At 71.3% G+C, this 19,432-nt stretch carries 21 protein-coding genes and 1 tRNA gene; 14 read left to right on the top strand and 8 right to left on the bottom strand.

Annotated features, from left to right (window positions below; genetic code table 11):
- Positions 1 to 146: 146 nt before the first annotated feature.
- From AB0O53_RS05470 to AB0O53_RS05420, 11 genes are all read left to right on the top strand, one after another.
- Positions 147 to 290: a hypothetical protein gene (locus tag AB0O53_RS05470; RefSeq protein WP_350990169.1), complete on the top strand. Its 144-nt coding sequence runs from the start codon at positions 147 to 149 to the stop codon at positions 288 to 290.
- 120 nt (positions 291 to 410) lie between these two features.
- Positions 411 to 1,568, top strand: coding sequence for a 5-aminolevulinate synthase (gene hemA, locus AB0O53_RS05465; RefSeq protein WP_350990167.1), 1,158 nt, complete (start codon positions 411 to 413; stop codon positions 1,566 to 1,568).
- Positions 1,569 to 1,629: 61 nt separating this feature from the next.
- Positions 1,630 to 2,484 (top strand): TauD/TfdA dioxygenase family protein, encoded by an 855-nt coding sequence (locus AB0O53_RS05460; protein ID WP_364845765.1) that lies wholly within the window; start codon positions 1,630 to 1,632, stop codon positions 2,482 to 2,484.
- On the top strand, positions 2,472 to 3,431 hold the full coding sequence (locus tag AB0O53_RS05455) for a 3-oxoacyl-ACP synthase III family protein (RefSeq protein WP_350990163.1): 960 nt from the start codon (positions 2,472 to 2,474) through the stop codon (positions 3,429 to 3,431). The genes AB0O53_RS05460 and AB0O53_RS05455 overlap by 13 nt, the downstream gene beginning before the upstream one ends.
- Positions 3,428 to 4,627: an ATP-grasp domain-containing protein gene (locus tag AB0O53_RS05450; protein WP_350990161.1), complete on the top strand. Its 1,200-nt coding sequence runs from the start codon at positions 3,428 to 3,430 to the stop codon at positions 4,625 to 4,627. Before AB0O53_RS05455 ends, AB0O53_RS05450 begins: the two co-directional genes overlap by 4 nt.
- Entirely contained in the window at positions 4,624 to 5,664 is a 1,041-nt protein-coding gene (locus AB0O53_RS05445; protein WP_350990159.1) for a zinc-binding dehydrogenase, read from the top strand. The genes AB0O53_RS05450 and AB0O53_RS05445 overlap by 4 nt, the downstream gene beginning before the upstream one ends.
- 15 nt (positions 5,665 to 5,679) lie before the next feature.
- On the top strand, positions 5,680 to 6,258 hold the full coding sequence (locus AB0O53_RS05440) for a hypothetical protein (RefSeq protein WP_350990157.1): 579 nt from the start codon (positions 5,680 to 5,682) through the stop codon (positions 6,256 to 6,258).
- Positions 6,258 to 7,547, top strand: a complete 1,290-nt coding sequence (locus AB0O53_RS05435) for an aminotransferase-like domain-containing protein (protein ID WP_365193380.1) — start codon at positions 6,258 to 6,260, stop codon at positions 7,545 to 7,547. Before AB0O53_RS05440 ends, AB0O53_RS05435 begins: the two co-directional genes overlap by 1 nt.
- Positions 7,544 to 9,415 (top strand): phenylacetate--CoA ligase family protein, encoded by a 1,872-nt coding sequence (locus tag AB0O53_RS05430; protein WP_350990153.1) that lies wholly within the window; start codon positions 7,544 to 7,546, stop codon positions 9,413 to 9,415. Before AB0O53_RS05435 ends, AB0O53_RS05430 begins: the two co-directional genes overlap by 4 nt.
- The gene (locus tag AB0O53_RS05425) at positions 9,415 to 10,692 is read left to right on the top strand and encodes an MFS transporter (RefSeq protein ID WP_350990151.1); all 1,278 of its coding nucleotides are present in this window, start codon (positions 9,415 to 9,417) and stop codon (positions 10,690 to 10,692) included. The genes AB0O53_RS05430 and AB0O53_RS05425 overlap by 1 nt, the downstream gene beginning before the upstream one ends.
- A gap of 489 nt (positions 10,693 to 11,181) precedes the next feature.
- Positions 11,182 to 12,003 (top strand): serine hydrolase, encoded by an 822-nt coding sequence (locus AB0O53_RS05420; RefSeq protein ID WP_435886595.1) that lies wholly within the window; start codon positions 11,182 to 11,184, stop codon positions 12,001 to 12,003.
- A gap of 52 nt (positions 12,004 to 12,055) precedes the next feature.
- Here the strand turns inward: AB0O53_RS05420 and AB0O53_RS05415 are convergent, their stop codons facing one another.
- From AB0O53_RS05415 to AB0O53_RS05380, 8 genes are all read right to left on the bottom strand, one after another.
- Positions 12,056 to 12,580: a hypothetical protein gene (locus AB0O53_RS05415; protein ID WP_365193375.1), complete on the bottom strand. Its 525-nt coding sequence runs from the start codon at positions 12,578 to 12,580 to the stop codon at positions 12,056 to 12,058.
- Between the two features lie 53 nt (positions 12,581 to 12,633).
- Complete coding sequence (locus AB0O53_RS05410) at positions 12,634 to 13,503, bottom strand: efflux RND transporter periplasmic adaptor subunit (RefSeq protein WP_365193373.1); 870 nt, start codon at positions 13,501 to 13,503, stop codon at positions 12,634 to 12,636.
- A 3-nt stretch (positions 13,504 to 13,506) separates the two neighbouring features.
- Positions 13,507 to 13,944, bottom strand: a complete 438-nt coding sequence (locus tag AB0O53_RS05405; protein WP_365193371.1) for a hypothetical protein — start codon at positions 13,942 to 13,944, stop codon at positions 13,507 to 13,509.
- Positions 13,941 to 14,444 (bottom strand): hypothetical protein, encoded by a 504-nt coding sequence (locus AB0O53_RS05400; protein WP_350990141.1) that lies wholly within the window; start codon positions 14,442 to 14,444, stop codon positions 13,941 to 13,943. The genes AB0O53_RS05405 and AB0O53_RS05400 overlap by 4 nt, the downstream gene beginning before the upstream one ends.
- The gene (locus AB0O53_RS05395; protein ID WP_365193369.1) at positions 14,437 to 15,690 is read right to left on the bottom strand and encodes an ABC transporter permease; all 1,254 of its coding nucleotides are present in this window, start codon (positions 15,688 to 15,690) and stop codon (positions 14,437 to 14,439) included. The genes AB0O53_RS05400 and AB0O53_RS05395 overlap by 8 nt, the downstream gene beginning before the upstream one ends.
- Positions 15,687 to 16,373, bottom strand: coding sequence for an ABC transporter ATP-binding protein (locus AB0O53_RS05390; RefSeq protein WP_365193367.1), 687 nt, complete (start codon positions 16,371 to 16,373; stop codon positions 15,687 to 15,689). The genes AB0O53_RS05395 and AB0O53_RS05390 overlap by 4 nt, the downstream gene beginning before the upstream one ends.
- Complete coding sequence (locus AB0O53_RS05385) at positions 16,370 to 17,506, bottom strand: efflux RND transporter periplasmic adaptor subunit (protein ID WP_365193365.1); 1,137 nt, start codon at positions 17,504 to 17,506, stop codon at positions 16,370 to 16,372. The genes AB0O53_RS05390 and AB0O53_RS05385 overlap by 4 nt, the downstream gene beginning before the upstream one ends.
- A gap of 246 nt (positions 17,507 to 17,752) precedes the next feature.
- A tRNA-Gly gene (locus AB0O53_RS05380) sits at positions 17,753 to 17,826 on the bottom strand.
- A gap of 178 nt (positions 17,827 to 18,004) precedes the next feature.
- On the opposite strand from AB0O53_RS05380, the gene AB0O53_RS05375 reads away from it, so the two are divergent.
- The 3 genes from AB0O53_RS05375 (at position 18,005) to AB0O53_RS05365 (ending at position 19,387) form a co-directional block, all read left to right on the top strand.
- Complete coding sequence (locus AB0O53_RS05375) at positions 18,005 to 18,217, top strand: hypothetical protein (RefSeq protein WP_136230974.1); 213 nt, start codon at positions 18,005 to 18,007, stop codon at positions 18,215 to 18,217.
- Positions 18,218 to 18,302: 85 nt separating this feature from the next.
- Entirely contained in the window at positions 18,303 to 18,890 is a 588-nt protein-coding gene (gene dcd, locus AB0O53_RS05370) for a dCTP deaminase (RefSeq protein ID WP_350990127.1), read from the top strand.
- Positions 18,887 to 19,387, top strand: coding sequence for a phosphoribosyltransferase (locus AB0O53_RS05365; protein ID WP_031155112.1), 501 nt, complete (start codon positions 18,887 to 18,889; stop codon positions 19,385 to 19,387). Before dcd ends, AB0O53_RS05365 begins: the two co-directional genes overlap by 4 nt.
- The last annotated feature ends 45 nt before the right edge of the window (positions 19,388 to 19,432 follow it).

Genomic DNA, 19,432 nt, shown 5'->3' with positions numbered 1-19,432 from the left:
GTTTCACGCACATTTGCCCATCCTTCAAGTCTCTGCATTGCGTGATCATGCTCCCGGATATCCCTGTTTTCGGCGAGAAGGCCAGCACATGATTCCTGTCACGGGCCGGAGAAACCCGGCCGTGCAGCACTCATCAGGGGGAACCAATGTTCAAGACGACTTTCCAGCAGCTCATCGGTGCACTCGCCGTGACGGTTCTCGCGACTCTCGGCGTGGTCGTGAGCAACGAATCCGCACCGCAGCAGGAGGTCGTCACCGCCGCCCTGAAGAGCGACTCGCAGTGGGGCTGACGGTGCGGGCGAGAGCCCTGCCCCGTCCCTGGATCATTAATTTCTAGTTACAGGAGAGACATGTCAGCCCTTCCCGTATCTGCACGGCCCATGTCCGTCTTCGACGGGCTTGAGGAGCGCTTGGAAGACCTGAGGAGCTCGGGTCTGTACCGAGAATTCACCCCTTGCTCGTACCTGGCCGAGCAGCCCGGTCACGCGATGCACCGGGGGGCGCGCGTCCAGGTCTGGTGCACCAACGACTACCTGGGTATGAGTCAGAACGCGCAGGTCATGGACGCCCAGGTCGCCTCGACCCGGCGGCACGGCACCGGTAACGGCGGCTCCCGCAACATCGCGGGCACCAGCGAGGCGCACGTCGCGCTGGAGGCCCGGCTGGCGGCGTGGCACGGAAAGTCGCGCGCTCTGATATTCACCAGCGGATACGTGGCCAACTTCGAAACGCTGACCACGCTGCTCGCGGCCGTACCGGACATGGTGGTCTTCTCCGACTCGCTCAACCACCGGTCGCTGATCGAGGGAATCCGCGCCTCCAAGAACCGGAGGCACATATTCCCGCACAACGATATCGACGCGCTGGACGAAATGCTGGGCCAGTACCCGGCGGAACAGCCGAAGTTGATCGTCTTCGAATCCGTCTACTCGATGGACGGGGACATCGCTCCCATCGCCGAGATCTGTGATCTGGCCGAGCGCCACCATGCCATGACCTATCTCGACGAGACCCACGCGATCGGTGTGAACGGCCCTTCCGGGGCCGGGATCTGTGAGGAGATCGGAGAGCACCGGCCGACATTTGTCCAAGGTGTCTTCGGAAAGGCCATCGGCACGACGGGCGGCTATGTCGCCGGACCCGACACCGCTCTGGACTACGTCCGTTCACACGCGCCCGGTTTCATCTTCACGACCACGATTCCCCGTTCGAGCCTGGACGCCACCCAGCGGAGCCTCGACGTCATCCAGGGCCCGGCGGGAGTCGAACTCCGCCTGAAACTGCGGGAGAACGCGGCGCTGATGCGCAGCCTCCTGCGCGAGGCCCGCATCGACTTCATCGACGCCCCCACCCACCTGGTCCCGGTGCTGGTCCCGGGCGGTGAGCGGGTCAAGAGGATCTCGCGCCGCCTCCTCGACGAGTACGGCATCTACGTCCAGCCCATCAACTTCCCGTCCGTGGCGAAGGGGGGCGAGCGCTTCCGGGTCACGGTCGCGCCGTTCCGTACCCGCGCGGACATCGAGGGATTCGTCCGCGCCCTGCGCGCCTGCCTCGACGACCTCCGATAGCGCGGTCGACGACTCCGCCATCCCTTTTCACCGCCATTCAGCGCATCAAGGAGATCCGCTCATGCAGATCAAGGAAATCACCCCGTTCATCGGCTCGGAGCTGACCGGCGTCGGCTACGAGGACCTCCGGGACCCCGAGCTCTTCGCCCGGCTCGTCGACCTCGTCCACCGACGCGAACTGGTGGTCGTCCGCGGTCTCGACATCACCCCGGAGCAGCAGATCGAGCTGGCCTCCCGGATCGGCCGGCCCGTGCCCTTCCTCATGGCGAAGTACCGCCACCCCGACCACCCGGAGATCATGATCTCCTCCAACGCCATGAAGGCGAACCGCCCGGTCGGCGTCGCCCGCGTGGGCAACTTCTGGCACCAGGACTCCTCGTACATGAAGGACCCGGCGCCCTACACGATGCTGCACGGCGTCGACGTGCCCGCCACCAGCGGCCACACCCTGTACGCCAGCGCCCTCGACGTCTACGACCGCCTTCCCCAGGAGTGGAAGGAGAAGATCGCCGGCCGCACGGCCCTGCACACCGTGAGCAAGCGGCAGCGGATCTCGCCGGAGCACGTCGGGCTCTCCATCGCCGAGCTCAAGGCCCTGGTCGAGATGGAGTACCCGCCGACCGAGCACCCGCTGGTCAAGCAGGACCCCGTCACCGGCCGTTCCTACCTCTACGGCGCCCCCGAGTACATGGACTCCGTCGTCGGCTTCGACGCCAACGAGAACGCCGAGTTCTTCGCCCTCATCGACCGGCTCATCCAGGACCCCGAGCACGTCTACACCCACCGCTGGACGACCAACGACCTGGTGGTGTGGAAGACGGCGACGACCTACCACGCGGCCACCGCCGTCGAGCCCGGTGCCACGCGGACCGTGCACCGCGTGAGCATCGAAGAGGGCGAGAAGTGGGCGGCATAGCCGACTTCGACGTCTCCTTCCCGTCCGCGCTGGCCGACGTCCGCGCCATGTCCGCCTCCTCCGGCGTCCCCGTCGCGGAGCTGGCCCGGATCACGCACTGCGAGACCTTCCCGGTGCTCGCGGACGGGGAGCAGGCCTGGGAACTGGCCCTGGACGCCGCCCGGAAGGTCCTGGACCGGACGGGCGTGCCACCGGAGCGGATCCGGCAGGTCGTCTACGCCGGCTCCGGCGCGTGGGACCGCCCCTTCTGGTCGCCCGCGGCGAAGGTGGCCCACGCCCTCGGCATCGACGGCGCCCACTGCTTCGAAGTGGCGAACTTCTGCAACGCGGGAATGACCGCCATCCGGCTCCTGTCCACCACGGGGGCCCTGGAGGAGAACACCTACGCGCTGGTCCTCGTCGGGGACCGGCTGAGCCGAATGGTCGACTACCGTGACCCGGATTCCAAGGCTCTGTTCAACTTCGGTGATGCGGCTGCGGCGGTGCTGCTGGGCGGCGGTCCGGGGCGTTTCCGTGTCGTCCACTGCGCCATGCGCACCGACGGCGGCTGGTCCGACTACTACGCCGGAGAGCAGGCCGAGGGCCGCGTTCTGATCCGGCGCGGCGCACACCGCAAGGGCCTCGCGGACGCCTACGTACGGCACTTCACCGCCCTGGTGGACGAAACACTGACCGCGCTCGGCATCACGCCGGACGACGTCTCCCACTTCCTCGTCAACCACGGCGACCGGGACATGCACCAGCGGCTGCTGGCCACCCTGGGCATCCCCGCCGCACGGAGCGTCTTCAACTACGACCGGCTGGCCCACATGGGCGGTGCGGACACCCTCATCGCCCTGCAGGACCTCGAACGCGGGAACCGGTTGCGCCGCGGCGACCTGATCATGCTCGCCACCAGCGCCATGGGCTTCAGCTGGGGCATCACGACCTTGGAGTATCTCGGATGAAGATCCTCGTCATTCACCAGGTGCCGTACCGGAAGATCGGCTACGAGCGCGGCATCGACCACGACCGCCACCAGGTGACGTACATCGGCCATCCGCACCGGATGGCCGACCTCCCCGAGGGCCTGCCGGCCCGACGGATCGTCCTCGACGCCGACGAGGACCTGGTCGCGGGCATCCTCGCCCGCACCTCGCCCGCAGACGGCTACGAGAAGGTGCTCGCCCTCTCCGAGTTCGGCATCATCGAGGCCTGCCACGTACGCGAGTACCTCGGGATCGCGGGTCCGGACCTCGCCGCCGTCGAGCGGGTCCGCGACAAGGTGCGGATGAAGGAGGCGCTGGCCGGCTCCGACCTGCGCCACCCCCGCTTCGTCGCCGGGCCCGCACCGGACGGCACGCTGCCGTGGACCGGCCGTACGGTCCTCAAGCCGCGCCAGGGCGCCTCCAGCGAGGACGTCACGATCCACGCGACGGCCCGCGAGGCGCTCGACGCCCACGCACGGCTCCCCCACGCCGACGAGTTCCAGCTGGAGGAGCACATCGACGGCGACATCCTGCACGCCGACGGGCTGGTGGAGGGCGGCCGCCTGCTCGATCTGGCGGTCAGCCGGTACGTCAACAAGCCCGTCGAGTACGCGCAAGGTGCCCCGCTCGGCTCGCACCAGGAACCGTGCACGCCCGCCCAACGGGCTCTGGCCGAGCGGGTCGTGGCGGTCCTCGGCATCGAGGAGGGCTGCGTCCACCTGGAGTTCTTCGAGACCCCCGACGGCGAGCTGGTCTTCCTGGAGGTGGCCAACCGGGTCGGAGGCGCGGCCGTGGTGTCCACCCACGAGCTGCACACCGGGGTGCACCTCCCCTCGCACGAGATCGCCGTCCGGCTCGGCCTGGAGCGGCCGGAGGCCGGCCCGCCCAGCGGCCGCCACCACGGCTGGATCGCCTTCCCCGGCCACCACCTGGCGGCCGACGGCGTACGGACGATCGACGTACCCGAGTGGATCAGGACCCACCCGTGCGTGGACGGACTGCACGTCCTCGCACCGGAGCAGGAGACCCCGCGCCACATCACCTACCAGGAGTGGGAGGTGCCGGTGTTCGTCGAGGCCTCCCACACCGACGCCGGCGAACTGCGCCGCTTCCTCCAGGAGTGTGCCCGCGCGATCTCCGTGCGCACCGCCCCGGCCGTTTGGGCGGCGGCATGAACACGCCCGTCCGCACCACGCGGGTGATCACACAGCGCCGCAGACCCCGGGGCATGCCCGTGCCCGAGGACTTCGCCGAGGCAGAACTGCCCCTGGCCGCACCGGCCGCGGGCCAGGCCGTGGTGGAGAACCTGTGGCTCTCCGTGGACCCGTACATGCGCGAGTGCATGGACGCGGAGTGGGAGCTCGGCGCCCCGCTGGAAGGCCGGTCCATCGGCCGGGTCGTGGAGTCGCACAGCGCCGTACTGCCCGTCGGATCACTGGTGTTCCACCGGGAGGGCTGGCGGACCCACGCCGTCGTCACCCCGGCCGAGGTACGGGTCCTGCCCCGCTACGAAGGGGTCGCCACCGAGTCCTTCCTCGGCCTGCTCGGCGGGACCGGCCTGACGGCGTACATCGCCCTCACCCGCATCGCCCGGCTGCGGGCCGGCGAGACCGTGTACGTCTCGGCCGCCGCCGGCGGGGTCGGCACGGCCGCCGGCCGACTCGCGCGGCTCCTGGGCGCCGGCCGGATCGTCGGCAGCGCCGGATCCCCGGCCAAGGTCCGGCTGCTCACCGAGGAGCTCGGCTACGACGAGGCCTTCGACCACCGCGGCGGGCCCTCGCTGCCCGAGCAGCTGGCCCGGGTGGCCCCCGACGGCATCGACGTCTACGTCGACAACGTGGGCGGCGCGCACCTGGAGGCGGCGATCGGTGCGATGCGCGAGGACGGGCGGATCGCGTGGTGCGGAGCCATCGCGCAGTACAACGCGGGATCCGCCCCGGCAGCACCGCGCAACCTCTTCGACCTCGTGGAGAAGAGCATCCGGCTGGAGGGCTTCCTCGTCTCCCGCCACCGCGACGCACAGACGGAGCTGGAGGAGTTCCTCGTCCCGCACCTGCGCTCCGGCCGCGTCGCCGACCGGCTCCACGTCACCGAGGGCTTCGAGGGAACCGTCGAGGCCTTCCTCGGGATGCTGCGCGGCGAGAACACCGGCAAGGCAGTCGTACGGCTGGGCCACGACGACCCGGAGCCGTCCCCCGACCACACCCCCTGAGCGAGCGAGGGTTCCATGGCACACGTCCGTACCGGACTGCACATCAGCGTCGTGACGCTCGGCCCCACCCACCGGATCTGCGTCATCTGGAGCGTGCGGGGGACCCCTGCGGACGTGTGCGAGTTCCCCGGCGCCCTCCTGCTCCCGCGCCGGGGTGCGGAGCAGGACTGGGCCGTCGAGACGGCGCTGGCCGAGCTGGCGGCGCACGGGGCCGGTGACGGTCCCTCCTGCGTGGACCTCACCACCACGGCCGGCGGGATCGAACCGGCCGGCATCCGCCACGGACTGTGCGCCTCCGACCTGCTGGGCCTGGCGTGCACGGCGCTGGGCGAGGGCCAGCGGGAGTGGGCCGAACTGGCCCGCGCGGACCCGGCCGCCTTCCACGGCGCGGCCGCCCGGCCGTACGCGCTGCGCCGGCAGGCCGCGTGCCTGGTCACCCGGGACCCCGACGGCCCGCGCAGGGACGTGACGCTGCTGCACGCACGGCAGGAGCGGGTCCTGCGCGACTACACGGTGGGGCTCCTGACGTCGGCCGGGACCACCGACGCCACCGCGGGCGAGAAGACCCGCCCTTCCCACCCCAGGAGACAGTGATGCGCCCGACCATGGAACTGACAGCGGAACCGCTCGTGGACACGGTGCGGCCGCCCGCGCGGGGCGGCGGGCCGGTGCCCTGGGAGCGGCACTTCTCCCGCGGCGCCCGCGCCATGGTGCCCTCCGAGGTCCGCTCCCTCTTCAGCGTGGCGGCCCTGCCGGGCATCGTCTCGCTGGCGGGCGGCATGCCGGACGTCCGCGCCCTCCCGCAGGACGTCATGGCCGCGACGGTCGCCGACGTGGTGCGCGAACACGGCCCGACGGCGCTCCAGTACGGGGCGGCGCAGGGCGATCCGGGCCTGCGGGAAAGCATCTGCTCCGTCATGGCGGTCGAGGGGACCGCCGCCCGACCGGAGGACGTCATGGTCACCGTGGGTTCCCAGCAGGCGCTGGACCTGCTCGTCCGGGTCCTGCTCGACCCCGGCGACACGGTCGTCGCCGAAGGCCCCACCTACGTCACCGCACTCGGTACGTTCAAAGCCGCCGGCGCCCGCGTGGTGCAGGTCGCGATGGACCGCGCCGGCGTGGTCCCTGACGAACTGGCCGCGACACTGAGCCGGCTGGCCGCCGAGGGCCGGCCCGCGAAGTTCTTCTACACCGTGCCCACCTTCCAGAACCCCACCGGTGCCACCCTCCCGGCGGGCCGCCGCGCGCGGATCCTGGAGGTCTGCCGCCGGGCCGGGGTCGTGGTGGTCGAGGACAACCCGTACGGCCTGCTGCACTACGACGCCGCGCCGTCGCGGGCCCTGTGCGCCGACGACCCCGAGCGGGTGGTCTATCTCGGGTCCTTCTCCAAGACGCTCGCGCCGGGCCTGCGGGTGGGCTGGGTCCACGCGCCCGCCCCCCTCACCCGCAAGCTGGTGCTCGCCGCCGAGAGCGCGATGCTCTCCCACTCGGCGCTCGCCCAGCTGACGGTGGACCGCTACCTGCGCACCCAGCCGTGGCAGGACCGGCTCGCCGGCTTCCGCGCGGGCTACCGCGCCCGGCGCGACGCCATGCTGGGCGCCCTCTCCGCCTCGATGCCCGCCGGGGTGTCGTGGACCGTGCCCGACGGCGGCTTCTTCATCTGGATGACGCTCCCCGAGGGCCTGGACTCCCGGGAGCTGCTGCCCCACGCGCTGGCGGCCGGGGTCGCGTTCGTCCCCGGCACCGGGTTCTACGCGGACGGCCGCGGCGCCCGGCACCTGCGGCTCTCCTTCTCCTACCCGTCGGCGGAACAGATCGACGAGGGCGTCCGCCGACTGGCCGCGGTGATCACCGCGCGTCTCGAAGCACGGGGACGGCAGTGAGACGTCCGGCAGCCACCCACACCTACGACGAGGACATGACCATGAGGCACTACCCCACCGACCTGCTGCTGGCCGTCGAACACGTCGAGCGCGCCCTCACGTCCGGCGCCCTCGCCCCGCTCGACGCCCGGCTGCGGCAGGCCGGCGTCGCCGACCCGCTGCGCCGGTTCGACAGCGGGCGGCTCTTCGAAGGGCTGGACCGGCTGCTCGGCGGGGTCTGCCAGTACCCGTGGCAGCCGCTGACCGACAGCGACGAGGTCCTGGAGCTGCGCCCGGTGGGCACCGTCGTCCTCGACGACCGGCTGGCCGAGGCGACCCTGCGCGGCCTGCTCCTCGCCTGGGCCCTGGGCAACCGGGTGACCGTGCGCTCGGCGAGGCCGCAGCTGTGGGAGCAGGTCATGGCGGCGCTGCGGGAGGCCGGCGTCCCGCTGCCGGCGGGGCAGGTGACCGGCCCCGGCGCCGCCGCGCCCGGGGACCCGCTGGAGGTACCGGCGCTCCCGGCCGGCGGGGACCTCGCCGTGGACTGCCGGGCCGCCTGGGCGCAGGGGCTGTTCCGGCTCCGGCACCTGCCGGGCGTATCCCTGGACCGGGCCCGCAGCGAGGACCGCGACGAGCGCACGGGCCGCCTGGCGGCGCGCCTGCGCTACCTCGTCGCCCGCGCCCGGCGCACCCCGTACTACCGGGAGCTGCCCGACGTGGGCGGGGACGGCGACCTCAGCCGGCTGCCCGTCCTGGAGAAGGCCGCGCTGGAGGCGCACTCGCTGCCCGCCAGCCGGGACCTGAGCAGCGGGGACCCCGCCACGGGAGAGGTGCTGCGCTCGGGCGCGACCAGCGGCGAGCCGCGCTACATCGTCTACTCGCGCACCGACTGGGAGAACATGGTCCGCGAGGCCGTGCCCATGCTGTACGCGCTGGGACTCGAACCGGGCGACCGCATCGTCAACACCCTGTTCGGCGGCGGCATGTACGGCGGGCTGACCACCACGTTCAGCGAGCTGTCCCGGATGCCCGTGGAGTCGTACGCGACCGCGCAGTTCGTGACCGTCGACGATCTGCTGATGCTCACCGGGAGCTTCGACGCCAACGTGATCCTCGGGATGCCCGCCCTCATCCTGCCGCTGCTGCGCGACGCCAAGAAGCGCCGCCCCGAGCTGCGCGTCGAGAAGGTGATCTACGGCGGCACCCCGATGACCGAGACCGACAAGACCTGGCTGCGCCAGGAGCTGGGGGCCCGTGTGGTCTCCAGCATCCTCGCCGCGAACGACGGCGCGCAGCTCGGCTACCAGTGCGGGTTCCTCGGCGGGACCGTGCACCACGTCAACGACGACTACAACCTCATCGAGGTCGTGGACGGGGCAGGCCGTCCGGTCGAGGAGGGGACCACGGGCGAACTGCTGGTCACGGGGCTGCAGAAGTTCGAGGGCCCGCTGATCCGCTACCGCATCGGCGACATGGGCCGCACGTACGAGCACAGCTGCGCCTGCGGGGTGACGGGCCGGGTGCTCGAATACCAGGGCCGCTCGGACGGGTTGGTCCGCTTCAAGGGCGAAACGGTGCTGTACGGCGAGGTCTTCGACGCCCTGGCCCCCTTCGGTGTCTCGCAGCTCCAGATCGAGGTGGCCACCGAGGGCAGCCGGGAGATTCTGACGCTGCGCACCGAGGCCCCCTGCCCGCCCGAACCCGAAGCCGTACGGGAGCTGCTGGTCAACGAGTTCGCGGTGCTGGGCGGCTACCAGGACTTCGACGCCGCGCTCGACGCGTACGAGCTCAGGATCGACTGCCTCGCGGAGGGCGGGCTGCCGCGCAACGCGGTCAGCGGCAAGGTCAAGAACGTCATCGACCGCCGGCTGGACGGGGCGGTGCGCTGATGCTCAGGACCGACCGTGTCGCGCGCACCATGCTGGGCGTGATCACCCTCTCCAGCGTCGGTGTCGGCATCCACACGCTCGCCATGGGGCAGCTGCTGTACGGCCGTACCGGCAGCCCGGCCGCCTTCGCGTTCGTGCTGACCGTCCAGGGCGTCGCGGCCCTGTGCGTCCTGCCGGTGTGCGGCCCGCTGGTCGACGCCCTCGACTCCAAGTGGGTGTACGCGCTCTGCGGGCTGGGCCGGGCAGGTACCGTCGCGCTGATCGTGGGCGTCGCGGCCCTGATGCCGGGCACCGACGCGGTGCCCTGGATCGTGGCGGCATCGGCGCTGCTGGCCGTCTTCGACAACGTCGAGCGGTCGGCGCTGTTCAAGCTGACCGCGCACCACGTGGATCCGGACCACGCCACCCGCTTCAACAGCATGATCGGTGTGGCCTTCCAGGCCGGGGCGCTGAGCGGCATGGCCCTCCTCGGCCTGATCCTGACCTGGGGCACCGCCGAGCATGCCCTGGCGATCGACGTCCTGATGTCGCTGTGCTGCGCCCTCGCGGTGAGCCGGATGCGTCTGACGGCCGACGAGGGAAATCCGCCCGTCTCCGCGCGCCGGCTGACCCGGGCCGTGGCGGGCACCGTGGGCGAGTGGCGGCGGATGCTGGTCCGCCACCGGGACGACCGGACCGTCTTCCTCATGATCGTGCTGTGCGGCGGGGACTTCGTCTTCGCCCAGGGCCTGAGCACCCTGGTCATCCCCCTGACCGCGGAGTTCCACGGGGGCCGCGGATGGTACGTGGCGGCGCTGGAGGCCACCTTCGCGGCCGGAATGATCAGCGCCTCGTTCCTGACCCGGTACCTGGTCTCGCAGCGCCTGCTGCCGGTGTGGCTGCTCGGCCAGGCCGCGGCGGCCGCCATGCTGGCGCTGAGCGGGACGGGCGCGGTCCACTTCGCCGCCTTCTTCCTGGCGGGATTCGCCAACCTCAACAGCCTCACCTGGCTGTTGACCTCGCTCCAGCAACACGCGGCCGAGGGCGACAAGGCCAAGATGGCGTCTCTGCGGCTGCTCGCCATCGGCCTGGGCACGGCGGCCCTCATGCCGGTCGTGGGCCACTTCGCCGACGGCTCCCTCGGCGCCGGGTTCTGGAGCGTGGCGGCGACCATGGCGCTGTTCGCGCTGGGCGGCCTCGTGGTGGCGCGCCGCCACCGGCCGCGGACGACCACCGCAACGGGGGTGGGACCCGTACGGGGGGAGGCCCGGCCCCCGGCTGCGGTCGCGGTGGGCTGACCCCCCGCCGCACCGGCAGGCCCGGGTCGCCGACCCGGGCCTGCTTCGGAGCACGACGAACGTCAGCAGGAGGTCGCCGGAGGAAGCGACGCGCGGGTCGGCGCGGCCCCGCCCCCCTCCACGCTGCCCCCGGGCTCGGGTGGCCTGCCCGCCCGCCGGAACCCGAATGCCGAGGTCGGACCGAGGCCCGGCGCCGGCTCGACCGGCTCGGCGTCGGCCCGTGAGGGCTGCACTTTCCGCTTGCTGCTCCCGCACCGGTCCCCTGCTCCGTACGGGCGGACGCAGTGAGCGGAGGGCCTTCACAGCGGATCCAGAGCTGCCGCAAACACGATTCCCATGCAGGGTTCGTAGCTTCGCCCCATGGCACGCCACAGGCATACCTCACCGTCCCGGATACCCCGCTGCCTCGCGATCGGCACGGTGGCCGCGCTCGCTGGTGCGTTCGGTATCACCCAGGCGGCGCCGTGGTCCCGGACGGACGATGACCCGGTGCAGACCGCCGCCTCGGTGACCGCGCTGCCGAGTCCGCAGGCGACGGCTCCCCCGGCGGACGACACCCGCACCGAGACCGCGGCCGACCTCTCGGCCGAGGTCGAGGCAGCGGTACGGGAAGCCGTGTCGGGCACCGGGGGGAACGCGGCGGTGGCGGTGCTGGACCTGACCACCGGCGCGAGCACGTCCGCCGGCACCGACGGTGCCGAGGACCACACCTTCGACACGGCCAGCATCGTCAAGGTCGACATCCTCGCCGCCCTGCTCCTCCGGGCCGACGACGCCGGGCGCTCCCTGACCGCCCAGGAACGCCGGTGGGCGAAGGCCATGATCGAGAACAGCGACAACGCGGCGGCGAACGCCCTCTGGGACGCCATCGGCGGCTCGCAGGGTCTGGCAAAGGCCAACTCCCGGCTGGGTCTCGTCGAGACGGTCCCCGGCGAAGGGGCGTACTGGGGACTCACCCGGACCACTCCGGACGATCAGCTGCGGCTGCTCCAGGCGGTGTTCGGCGAGGGCTCGGTCCTGTCCGAGGACGCCCGGACCTACCTCGGCGACCTGATGGGCTCCGTCGCGGCCGACCAGGACTGGGGCGTGTCGGCGGCCGCGGACGACCCGGGGTCCGCGCAGCTCAAGAACGGCTGGCTGGCGCGCAGCGGGACGGGGCTGTGGGTGACCAACAGCATCGGCCGGGTGGAGGTGGCCGGACACACCCTGCTGCTGGCGGTGCTGTGCGACGGCCAGCGGACGCAGGCGACCGGCATCGCCGTGGTCGAGAAGCTGGCCGTCGCGGCGAGCGGCCCGTTCACCGACGAATGACCGGAGCGGACCGGAGCGGACCGGGCCCGGTCGGGCCCGGTCCGCTCTCTGCCTAGCGGCCGAAGGACGGGGCCGTCCTGAGTTCGTTTCCGGTCTTCAGGGTGACGGTGCTGCCGTCGGACGTCTTCACGGTCACGGAATCGCCGGTCACCGCCGTGATCGTGCCCTGGACGAGTCCTGCGTTCGGCCGGGCCCCGCCCGGGACCTGCTGCCCGGGCGGCTGGCCCTGGCCCTGGCCCTGGCCTTGACCTGGTCCCTGTCCCTGTCCCGGGCCCTGGCCGCCGCCCCGCCCCGGGAACCGGCCCTGCCCCGCTCCGGCGGGGGGCTGCCCCTGGCCGAAGCGTCCGGTGGACGCCCCGGGATCGGCCCCGGTGTTCTCCGCCCCCCAGTACCGGTCGGCGTGGATGCCGGCGACGAGGCCACCGACGGCCAGGACGCCGACGGCCAGGAACGCCGTGAGCAGGGGCACCTTGGCGCGCGGCGGATGGGCGGCCAGCGCCTCTTCGAGGGTGCCCTCGAACGGCGAGGTCCTGAGGATCTCGTGGGGGTCGGTCTGCTCCGGCATGGGCGCGAGCATGGCCGAGCTCCCTGTGGATCAAGTGGTCGGGAGCTGTGAATTCACTGAGAGATTCAGACCTGCACCTCGACGGTGACCGCCTGGCCCGCCCGGACCGTCTCCGGAAGGCTGTCGAGGGAGACCAGCACGGTGTAGCGGACGACCTGCGTCGAGGACTGCTGCATGCCGCCCCCGCCGCCGCTGCCGGAACTCTCCGACGTGACGGGGACGGGCGATACGGAGGAGACGCTTCCCTGGACGCTGGTGTTCAGGGAGTCGAAGGTGACCGTGGCCTGCTGGCCGTTGTTCAGCCTGACGATGTCGGCCTCGGTGAAGTCGGCGCTGACCTGCAGTGCCGACAGGTCGGTGAGGGTGAGCACGGAGGCTCCCCGGGACACCGACTGACCGGCCTCGGCGTCGACCGCGGTGACCGTGCCGGAGAACGGGGCGGTGATCTTCGTTCCGTCCACCGTGCGCTGGGCCTTGCGGTAGGTGTTGCGCGCCTTGACGTAGCTCGCGTACGCCTTCCGGTACTCCTCGGTGCCGCTCTCGAACTCCGCCAGGGCCTCGGAAGCCGCGAGGTAGGAGGCGTAGGCCGCCGAGCGGCTTTCGACGGCCTCGGTGGAGTCGATCTCGGCCAGCACGTCTCCCTTCTCGACCTTCTGGCCCGCCTTCACCTTGAGGGTTGCGATCGTGCCCTCGGCGGTGAACGACAACGACCGGGAGTCGAGGCTCTCGATCGTGCCCGACGCGGAGGGGCCCGTGCCGACCTCCACGTCCGGGGCGCTCGGGGACGGCTCCTTGGTCGGGGAGGGGGCGGCGCCGTCGGCGTGCGCGGGGATCACCCCGCTGCCCATCAGGACGGCCCCGAGCACCCCGTACAGGGCGACCATCCGGCGGCCGCCTCCCGCTCCCGACGTCCGGCGCCTTCTGCCTGTTGCCATGGGTCAGCCTCCGTTCTGCGAGCCGTTGCCGCCGTTGCCGCCGTTGCCGCCGCCCTGCTGGGGGCGCAGCGACGCGCAGGCCTGCATGGCCTCCTGCTGCTCCGCCGACATGCTCGGCATGCCCGAGGGCCGCCCGCTCGGCATGCCGGACGGCCGGCCGGACGGCATGCCCGACGGCATGCCCGACGGAGCGCCTTCGGGGCCTCCGCCCGGCATGCCCGTGGGCCGCCCGCTGGGGGCGCCTTCGGGGCGCTGTCCGCCGCCCTGGCCCCCTCGGTCGGGCATGGTCACGCCGTGCTGCTGGAGGCATTCCTGGAATGCCTGCATGGGGTTGTCGGAGGACGGCTGTTGCTGCTCGGACGTGTCGCTGCCGCAGGCCACCGTGGCCAGCAGCATCGCCGCCACCGCCGCCCCGCCCAGCATCCGCTTCACCACGGTCACTTCGGCGTTCCTTCCGTCGGAGCAGGGGTCTGGGTCTGGGACCGGAGCAGGACGGTGTCCCCGGTCTTGATCTCGACGGTCTTGCCGTCCTGGGTCGTGAGCTCCACCACCCCGTCCTTGATCTTGCTGATGGTTCCGGAGGACATGCCCTGCCGTCCCTGGCCTCCGGCCCCGCCACCGCCGCCGGGCATCTGCCCGCCGGAGGGCATCTGCCCCCCGCCGGGCATCTGTCCGCCGCCCGGCATCTGTCCCCCGGAGGGGCGGGCGCCGGAGGTGTCGTCCCCGGTGCCCTTCTCCACGTACACGCCTCCGATGAACCCGCCCACGGCCACGACGGCCGCGGCCAGGAACAGCGCCAGGCCCGGCAGGCGTCGCCGTGCCGGTGCGGCCTTGAGTTCGGCGTCGATGTCCCCGGCGAACGGGGAGTCGGCCAGTACGTCGGTGCCGTCGGTGTCGTGCGTGCCGTCGGTGTCCTGGTTCACTGCTCTGTCCTCACTCATGGCGCAACGCCTCGATGGGTCGCAGGCCGGCGGCGCGGTTGGCCGGGTAGCTGCCGAAGAAGAGGCCGATGGCGACCGACACGCCGAGCGCGAGGCCGATCGACCAGGGGGCGATCACCGGCTGCACGCCGACGATCTTGAACTGGCCGCCGACGACTCCCGCGACGACCCCGAGCACCCCGCCGATCAGCGACAGGATCGTGGCCTCGGTGATGAACTGGCCGAGGATCGCCCCGCGCGGGGCGCCGATCGCCTTGCGGATACCGATCTCCCGGGTCCGTTCGGTGACGGTGACCAGCATGATGTTGGTGACGCCGATCCCGCCGACCAGGAGACTGATCGCCGCGACCGCGCCGAGGAGCACCGTGAAGGTCTCGCTCGACTCGGCGACGGCCGACTGGAGGCTGGCCTGGTTGAAGACCTGGAAGTCGGTGCTGCCGTGCCGCTGGTCCAGCACCGCGGTGACCTCGGCCTGCGCCGCGTCGACCGCACCCGCCTTCTTGGCCTGCACGACGATCTGGCTGAGCGCGCCGTAGCTCGTGAGCGTCCCCTGCACGGCGGTGTACGGGGCGACGGCGATGTCGTCGGCGTCCTGGAACCCGCTGGAGGACGAGCCGGACTCGGCCAGCACCCCCGTCACGGTGAAGAAGGCGCCGCCCACGTTCATCTTCTTGCCGATCGGGTCGACCCGGCCGAAGAGCTCCTCGGCCACGGTCTGCCCGATGACGGCGACCTTGGCGCCCTCCTTGACCTGCTGCGCGGTGAAGAGCGAACCGCGTTCGATCGTCTTGTTGCTCGCCTTGAAGTACGCGGGATCGCTGCCGACGAACTGGCCGATGCTGTGGCTGGTCGTCAGGTACGTCGTCGTCTGGGAACTGGCGTTGACCACCGGGGACGCGCTCTCGACCGACGGCGTGTTCACCGGGTCGACCAGCGCCGCGGCGTCCTCGACGGTGAGCTTCTTGGCCTGGGTACGCGGTCCCGTACTGCCGGACTGCTGCTGTCCGCCGGGGCCGGCCTGACGGGATCCGCCGCCCTGCCCGGTCGTCGACGTCGACACGGTCAGCGCGCCCGCGCCGAGCCGGCTGATGCTGTCCTGGATCTGCTGGGAGGAGCCGTTGCCGACCGCCACGAGCAGGATCACGGCGCCGACACCGATGAGGATGCCCAGCGTCGTCAGGCCGCTGCGGAGCTTGTTCGCGCCCAGGCCGCGCAGCGCGAACCTGAGGATCTCGAAGGGGTTCACTGTCTGCGGTCCTCCACGATGTCGCCGTCGACCAGGCGGATGACCCGCTTGGTGCGCTTGGCGACCTCGTCCTCGTGGGTGATCAGGACGATCGTCCGACCGGACGCCGAGAGCTGGTCCAGGATGTCCAGGACGTCGAGGGTCGACTTGCTGTCGAGGTTGCCGGTCGGCTCGTCGGCCAGCAGCAGGGCGGGCGCCGTGGCCAGGGCCCTCGCGACGGCCACGCGCTGCTGCTGTCCGCCGGACAGCTCGTTCGGCTCGTGGCCGGTCCGGTCGGACAGCCCGACCATCTCCAGGGCCGCGAGCGCCCGCCGGCGCCGTTCGGCGGGCTTGACCCCGCCGTAGGCGAGCGGCAGCTCGACGTTGGCCAGGGCCGTCATCCTCGGAATCAGGTTGAAGCTCTGGAAGATGAACCCGATCTTCCTGTTCCGCAGGATGGACAGCTGCGTCTCGCTGAGCCCGCTGACGTCCGTACCGTCCAGGAAGTAGTCGCCGTCCGTGGGCACGTCCAGGCAGCCCAGGATGTTCATCAGCGTGGACTTGCCCGACCCGGACTGGCCCATGATCGCCACGTAGTCGCCCTGCTGGACGGTCAGGTTGGTGCCGCGCAGCGCGTGGACCGTGGTCTCGCCCTGACCGTAGACCTTGGTGAGGTCGCGGACCTCGATGACGGGGGTGCTCATCGGCCACCGCCGCCGCCGCCCGGTGCGCGACCGCCGCCGCCCATGCCGCCGCCCATGCCGCCGAAACCGCCGCCGGGCATCTGCGAACCGCCGGTGCCCGTGCCCGTGGCGACCGTGATCTGGACCTGCTCGCCTTCCTTCAGGCCGGACTTGATCTCCGTGCCCGCGTTGCCGGCGATGCCCACGGTCACCGTCTTCACCACCGGCTTGCCGGCTTCCAGCACCGTCACCGTGCTCTGACCGCCCGCGCTCCTGACCGCCGCGGTCGGCACGTACAGGGCGTCCTTGACCTCGGAGACCGTGACCGTCGCGCTGGCGGTCTGCCCGATCCGCACCTGTTCGGGCTTCTCCTTCAGGGTGACCGTCACCCCGAAGCTCACCACGTTGTTCTCGGTGGTGGGCGCACTGTCGATCGCGGCCACCTCACCCTGCGCCGTGACGCCCGAGAGGGCGGCGAAGGTGACGGTCGCCGTCTGCCCGACCTTGAGCTTCGTGGCGTCGGCCTCGGTGAACTTGCCGGTGACCTGGACCGCGTCCGGGCTGGCGATGTCGATGAAGCCGCCCGACGAAGCCGAGGACGTCGACGACCCCGAGGACGTCGACGAGCCCGAGGAGCCGGAGGACGCCGACGACCCGGAGGCCGATTCCCCGACGCTGCCGTTGACGGCGGTGACCGTCCCGTCGATCGGCGCGTACAAGACGGTCCCGTCGAGGGCACGCTGCGCCGCGCTCACCGCGTTCTTCGCCTGTACGTAGCTCGCGTTGCCCTGCGCCGTACTGGTGTCGCCGTCGGCGGCCACGGCCAGCTGCGCCTCGGCCGCATCGAGCTCCTCCTGCGCCTCGGTCCGGTCCAGCTCGGCCAGCTTCTGGCCCTTCTTCACCGCGGCACCGACCTTGACGCCGATGTTCGCCACGGTCCCCGAGCCGCTGAAGGCCAGCGCCCGTTTCGTCGCGCTCTCCACCGAGCCGGACGCCGACACCGAGGCGGTGAGGTCACCGCGCGTCACGGACGTGGTCCTGGTGGTGGCGGAGGCGGTGGCCTCGTCGTCGCTGAGCGACACGTACGCGAAGCCGATGCCCCCGGCCAGCAGCACGGCCAGCGTGCCGTTGACCAGGAGGGCCCGACCTCTCATCACAGATCCCATGGACGGCAAGGCTGGCCCCGGCACCTGTGGCGTTGGTAGCGGGTACATGTGAAACAGCTGTGAGATGTGCGCCGGGCCTTTCCGCCCGTGTCACTGCCCCGACGCCGCCTCGGAACGCTTCGCCGACCAACTTCCGCTTCTGGGGTGCGAATTCGCGGCACGCGAAACGCACGGCGGGAGCGGAGGGGCCAGGACAACAAACAAGCCCCAGGTCGTTGACCTGGGGCTTTGCTATGGAGCGGATGACGGGAATCGAACCCGCGCTATAAGCTTGGGAAGCTCATGTTCTACCATTAAACTACATCCGCGCAGTGGGCCAGTTGCCTGGATCCCTACCGTTGCACACTCTACCTCATGATCGACCCCCGGCGTATTCGCCGCGGGGTCGTCGTCGTTCGTGGCGTGCACCGGGGCGTGTGGGGGCGGGAGTTGGGGCGTACCGTGTGGTGCGGAGCGGCGGCTGGAGCGGGTGCCGATCATCCCCTAATGTGGCGATTCGTCGCAGTACGGCTCGTTGGGGAAAGGGACTCGATGGAGCACACCGTCGTCCGTTGTGCCGAAGGGCACGTTTTCAGTACCGCCTCCTTCCCGCTGCAGCACCTCGGTGCCGGCCGGATCGGGCCCGGGCGGCTGCTGCGGTGTCCGCGGTGCGCGCGCCTGCGGCAGGCCGTACCCGTCGGTGGTGCGCCCAAGCGCTGAGCGCCGGGTGTGAGACGTACGGCCGGGCGCGCGGGCGGTCCCTCTCGATTGGGGGTGGCCCGCGCGCTCTGCGTATCCTCGGGACGTGCTTCTCTCTGACAAAGACATCCGGGCCGAGATCGACAGCGGACGGGTTCGCATCGACCCGTTCGACGAGGCGATGGTGCAGCCCTCCAGCATCGACGTGCGTCTCGACCGGTACTTCCGGGTGTTCGAGAATCACCGCTACGCCCACATCGATCCCGCGGTCGAGCAGTCCGACCTGACCCGGATGGTCGAGCCCGAAGGGGACGAGGCGTTCATCCTGCACCCCGGTGAGTTCGTCCTCGCGTCGACCTACGAGGTCATCACGCTGCCCGACGACATCGCCTCCCGGCTGGAGGGGAAGTCCAGCCTGGGCCGCCTCGGCCTCGTGACGCACTCGACCGCCGGGTTCATCGACCCCGGCTTCTCGGGGCACGTGACCCTCGAGCTGTCGAACCTGGCCACGCTGCCGATCAAGCTCTGGCCGGGCATGAAGATCGGGCAGCTGTGCATGTTCCGGCTCAGCTCGCCCGCGGAGTTCCCGTACGGCAGCGAACGGTACGGCTCCCGGTACCAGGGGCAGCGCGGGCCGACCGCCTCGCGCTCCTTCCAGAACTTCCACCGCACCCAGGTGAGGCACGAGGCATGAGCAACGCAGTACGCGAGAACCTGACCTACGAGGGCTTCGGCGCCGCCGTGCGCGAGCTGGCGCAGACCATCGCCGACGACGGCTACGAGCCCGACATCATCCTGAGCATCGCCCGCGGCGGCGTGTTCGTCGCCGGCGGTCTGGCGTACGCCCTGGACTGCAAGAACATCCACCTGGTGAACGTGGAGTTCTACACCGGCGTCGGCACCACGCTGGAGATGCCGGTCATGCTGGCGCCCGTGCCCGAGGCGATCGACTTCACCGACAAGAAGGTCCTGATCGCCGACGACGTCGCCGACACCGGCAAGACGCTGAAGCTGGTCCACGACTTCTGCCTGGGCCACGTCGCCGAGGTGCGCTCCGCCGTCATCTACGAGAAGTCCCACTCCCTCGTGAAGTGCGAGTACGTGTGGAAGAAGACGGACGAGTGGATCAACTTCCCCTGGTCGGTCGAGCCGCCGGTCGTCAAGCGCGAGGGCCAGGTCCTCGACGCCTGATCGCGTCTCCCGTCCCACCGCATGCGTGAGGGGCCCCGGCCGACG

It is taken from the genome of Streptomyces erythrochromogenes (genome assembly GCF_040684695.1).
GTDB lineage: Bacteria > Actinomycetota > Actinomycetes > Streptomycetales > Streptomycetaceae > Streptomyces > Streptomyces erythrochromogenes_C.
This window is presented reverse-complemented; position numbering and strand designations above follow the sequence as displayed.

What these genes read in the sequence shown, in the direction of transcription:
- AB0O53_RS05470 (WP_350990169.1), top strand. Translation starts at nt 147, where the DNA reads ATGTTCAAGACGACTTTCCAGCAGCTCATCGGTGCACTCGCCGTGACG.
- AB0O53_RS05460 (WP_364845765.1), top strand. Translation starts at nt 1,630, where the DNA reads ATGCAGATCAAGGAAATCACCCCGTTCATCGGCTCGGAGCTGACCGGC.
- AB0O53_RS05450 (WP_350990161.1), top strand. Translation starts at nt 3,428, where the DNA reads ATGAAGATCCTCGTCATTCACCAGGTGCCGTACCGGAAGATCGGCTAC.
- AB0O53_RS05445 (WP_350990159.1), top strand. Translation starts at nt 4,624, where the DNA reads ATGAACACGCCCGTCCGCACCACGCGGGTGATCACACAGCGCCGCAGA.
- AB0O53_RS05440 (WP_350990157.1), top strand. Translation starts at nt 5,680, where the DNA reads ATGGCACACGTCCGTACCGGACTGCACATCAGCGTCGTGACGCTCGGC.
- AB0O53_RS05435 (WP_365193380.1), top strand. Translation starts at nt 6,258, where the DNA reads ATGCGCCCGACCATGGAACTGACAGCGGAACCGCTCGTGGACACGGTG.
- AB0O53_RS05425 (WP_350990151.1), top strand. Translation starts at nt 9,415, where the DNA reads ATGCTCAGGACCGACCGTGTCGCGCGCACCATGCTGGGCGTGATCACC.
- AB0O53_RS05415 (WP_365193375.1), bottom strand. Translation starts at nt 12,580, where the DNA reads ATGCTCGCGCCCATGCCGGAGCAGACCGACCCCCACGAGATCCTCAGG.
- AB0O53_RS05410 (WP_365193373.1), bottom strand. Translation starts at nt 13,503, where the DNA reads ATGGCAACAGGCAGAAGGCGCCGGACGTCGGGAGCGGGAGGCGGCCGC.
- AB0O53_RS05400 (WP_350990141.1), bottom strand. Translation starts at nt 14,444, where the DNA reads ATGAGTGAGGACAGAGCAGTGAACCAGGACACCGACGGCACGCACGAC.
- AB0O53_RS05390 (WP_365193367.1), bottom strand. Translation starts at nt 16,373, where the DNA reads ATGAGCACCCCCGTCATCGAGGTCCGCGACCTCACCAAGGTCTACGGT.
- AB0O53_RS05385 (WP_365193365.1), bottom strand. Translation starts at nt 17,506, where the DNA reads ATGAGAGGTCGGGCCCTCCTGGTCAACGGCACGCTGGCCGTGCTGCTG.
- AB0O53_RS05375 (WP_136230974.1), top strand. Translation starts at nt 18,005, where the DNA reads ATGTGGCGATTCGTCGCAGTACGGCTCGTTGGGGAAAGGGACTCGATG.
- AB0O53_RS05365 (WP_031155112.1), top strand. Translation starts at nt 18,887, where the DNA reads ATGAGCAACGCAGTACGCGAGAACCTGACCTACGAGGGCTTCGGCGCC.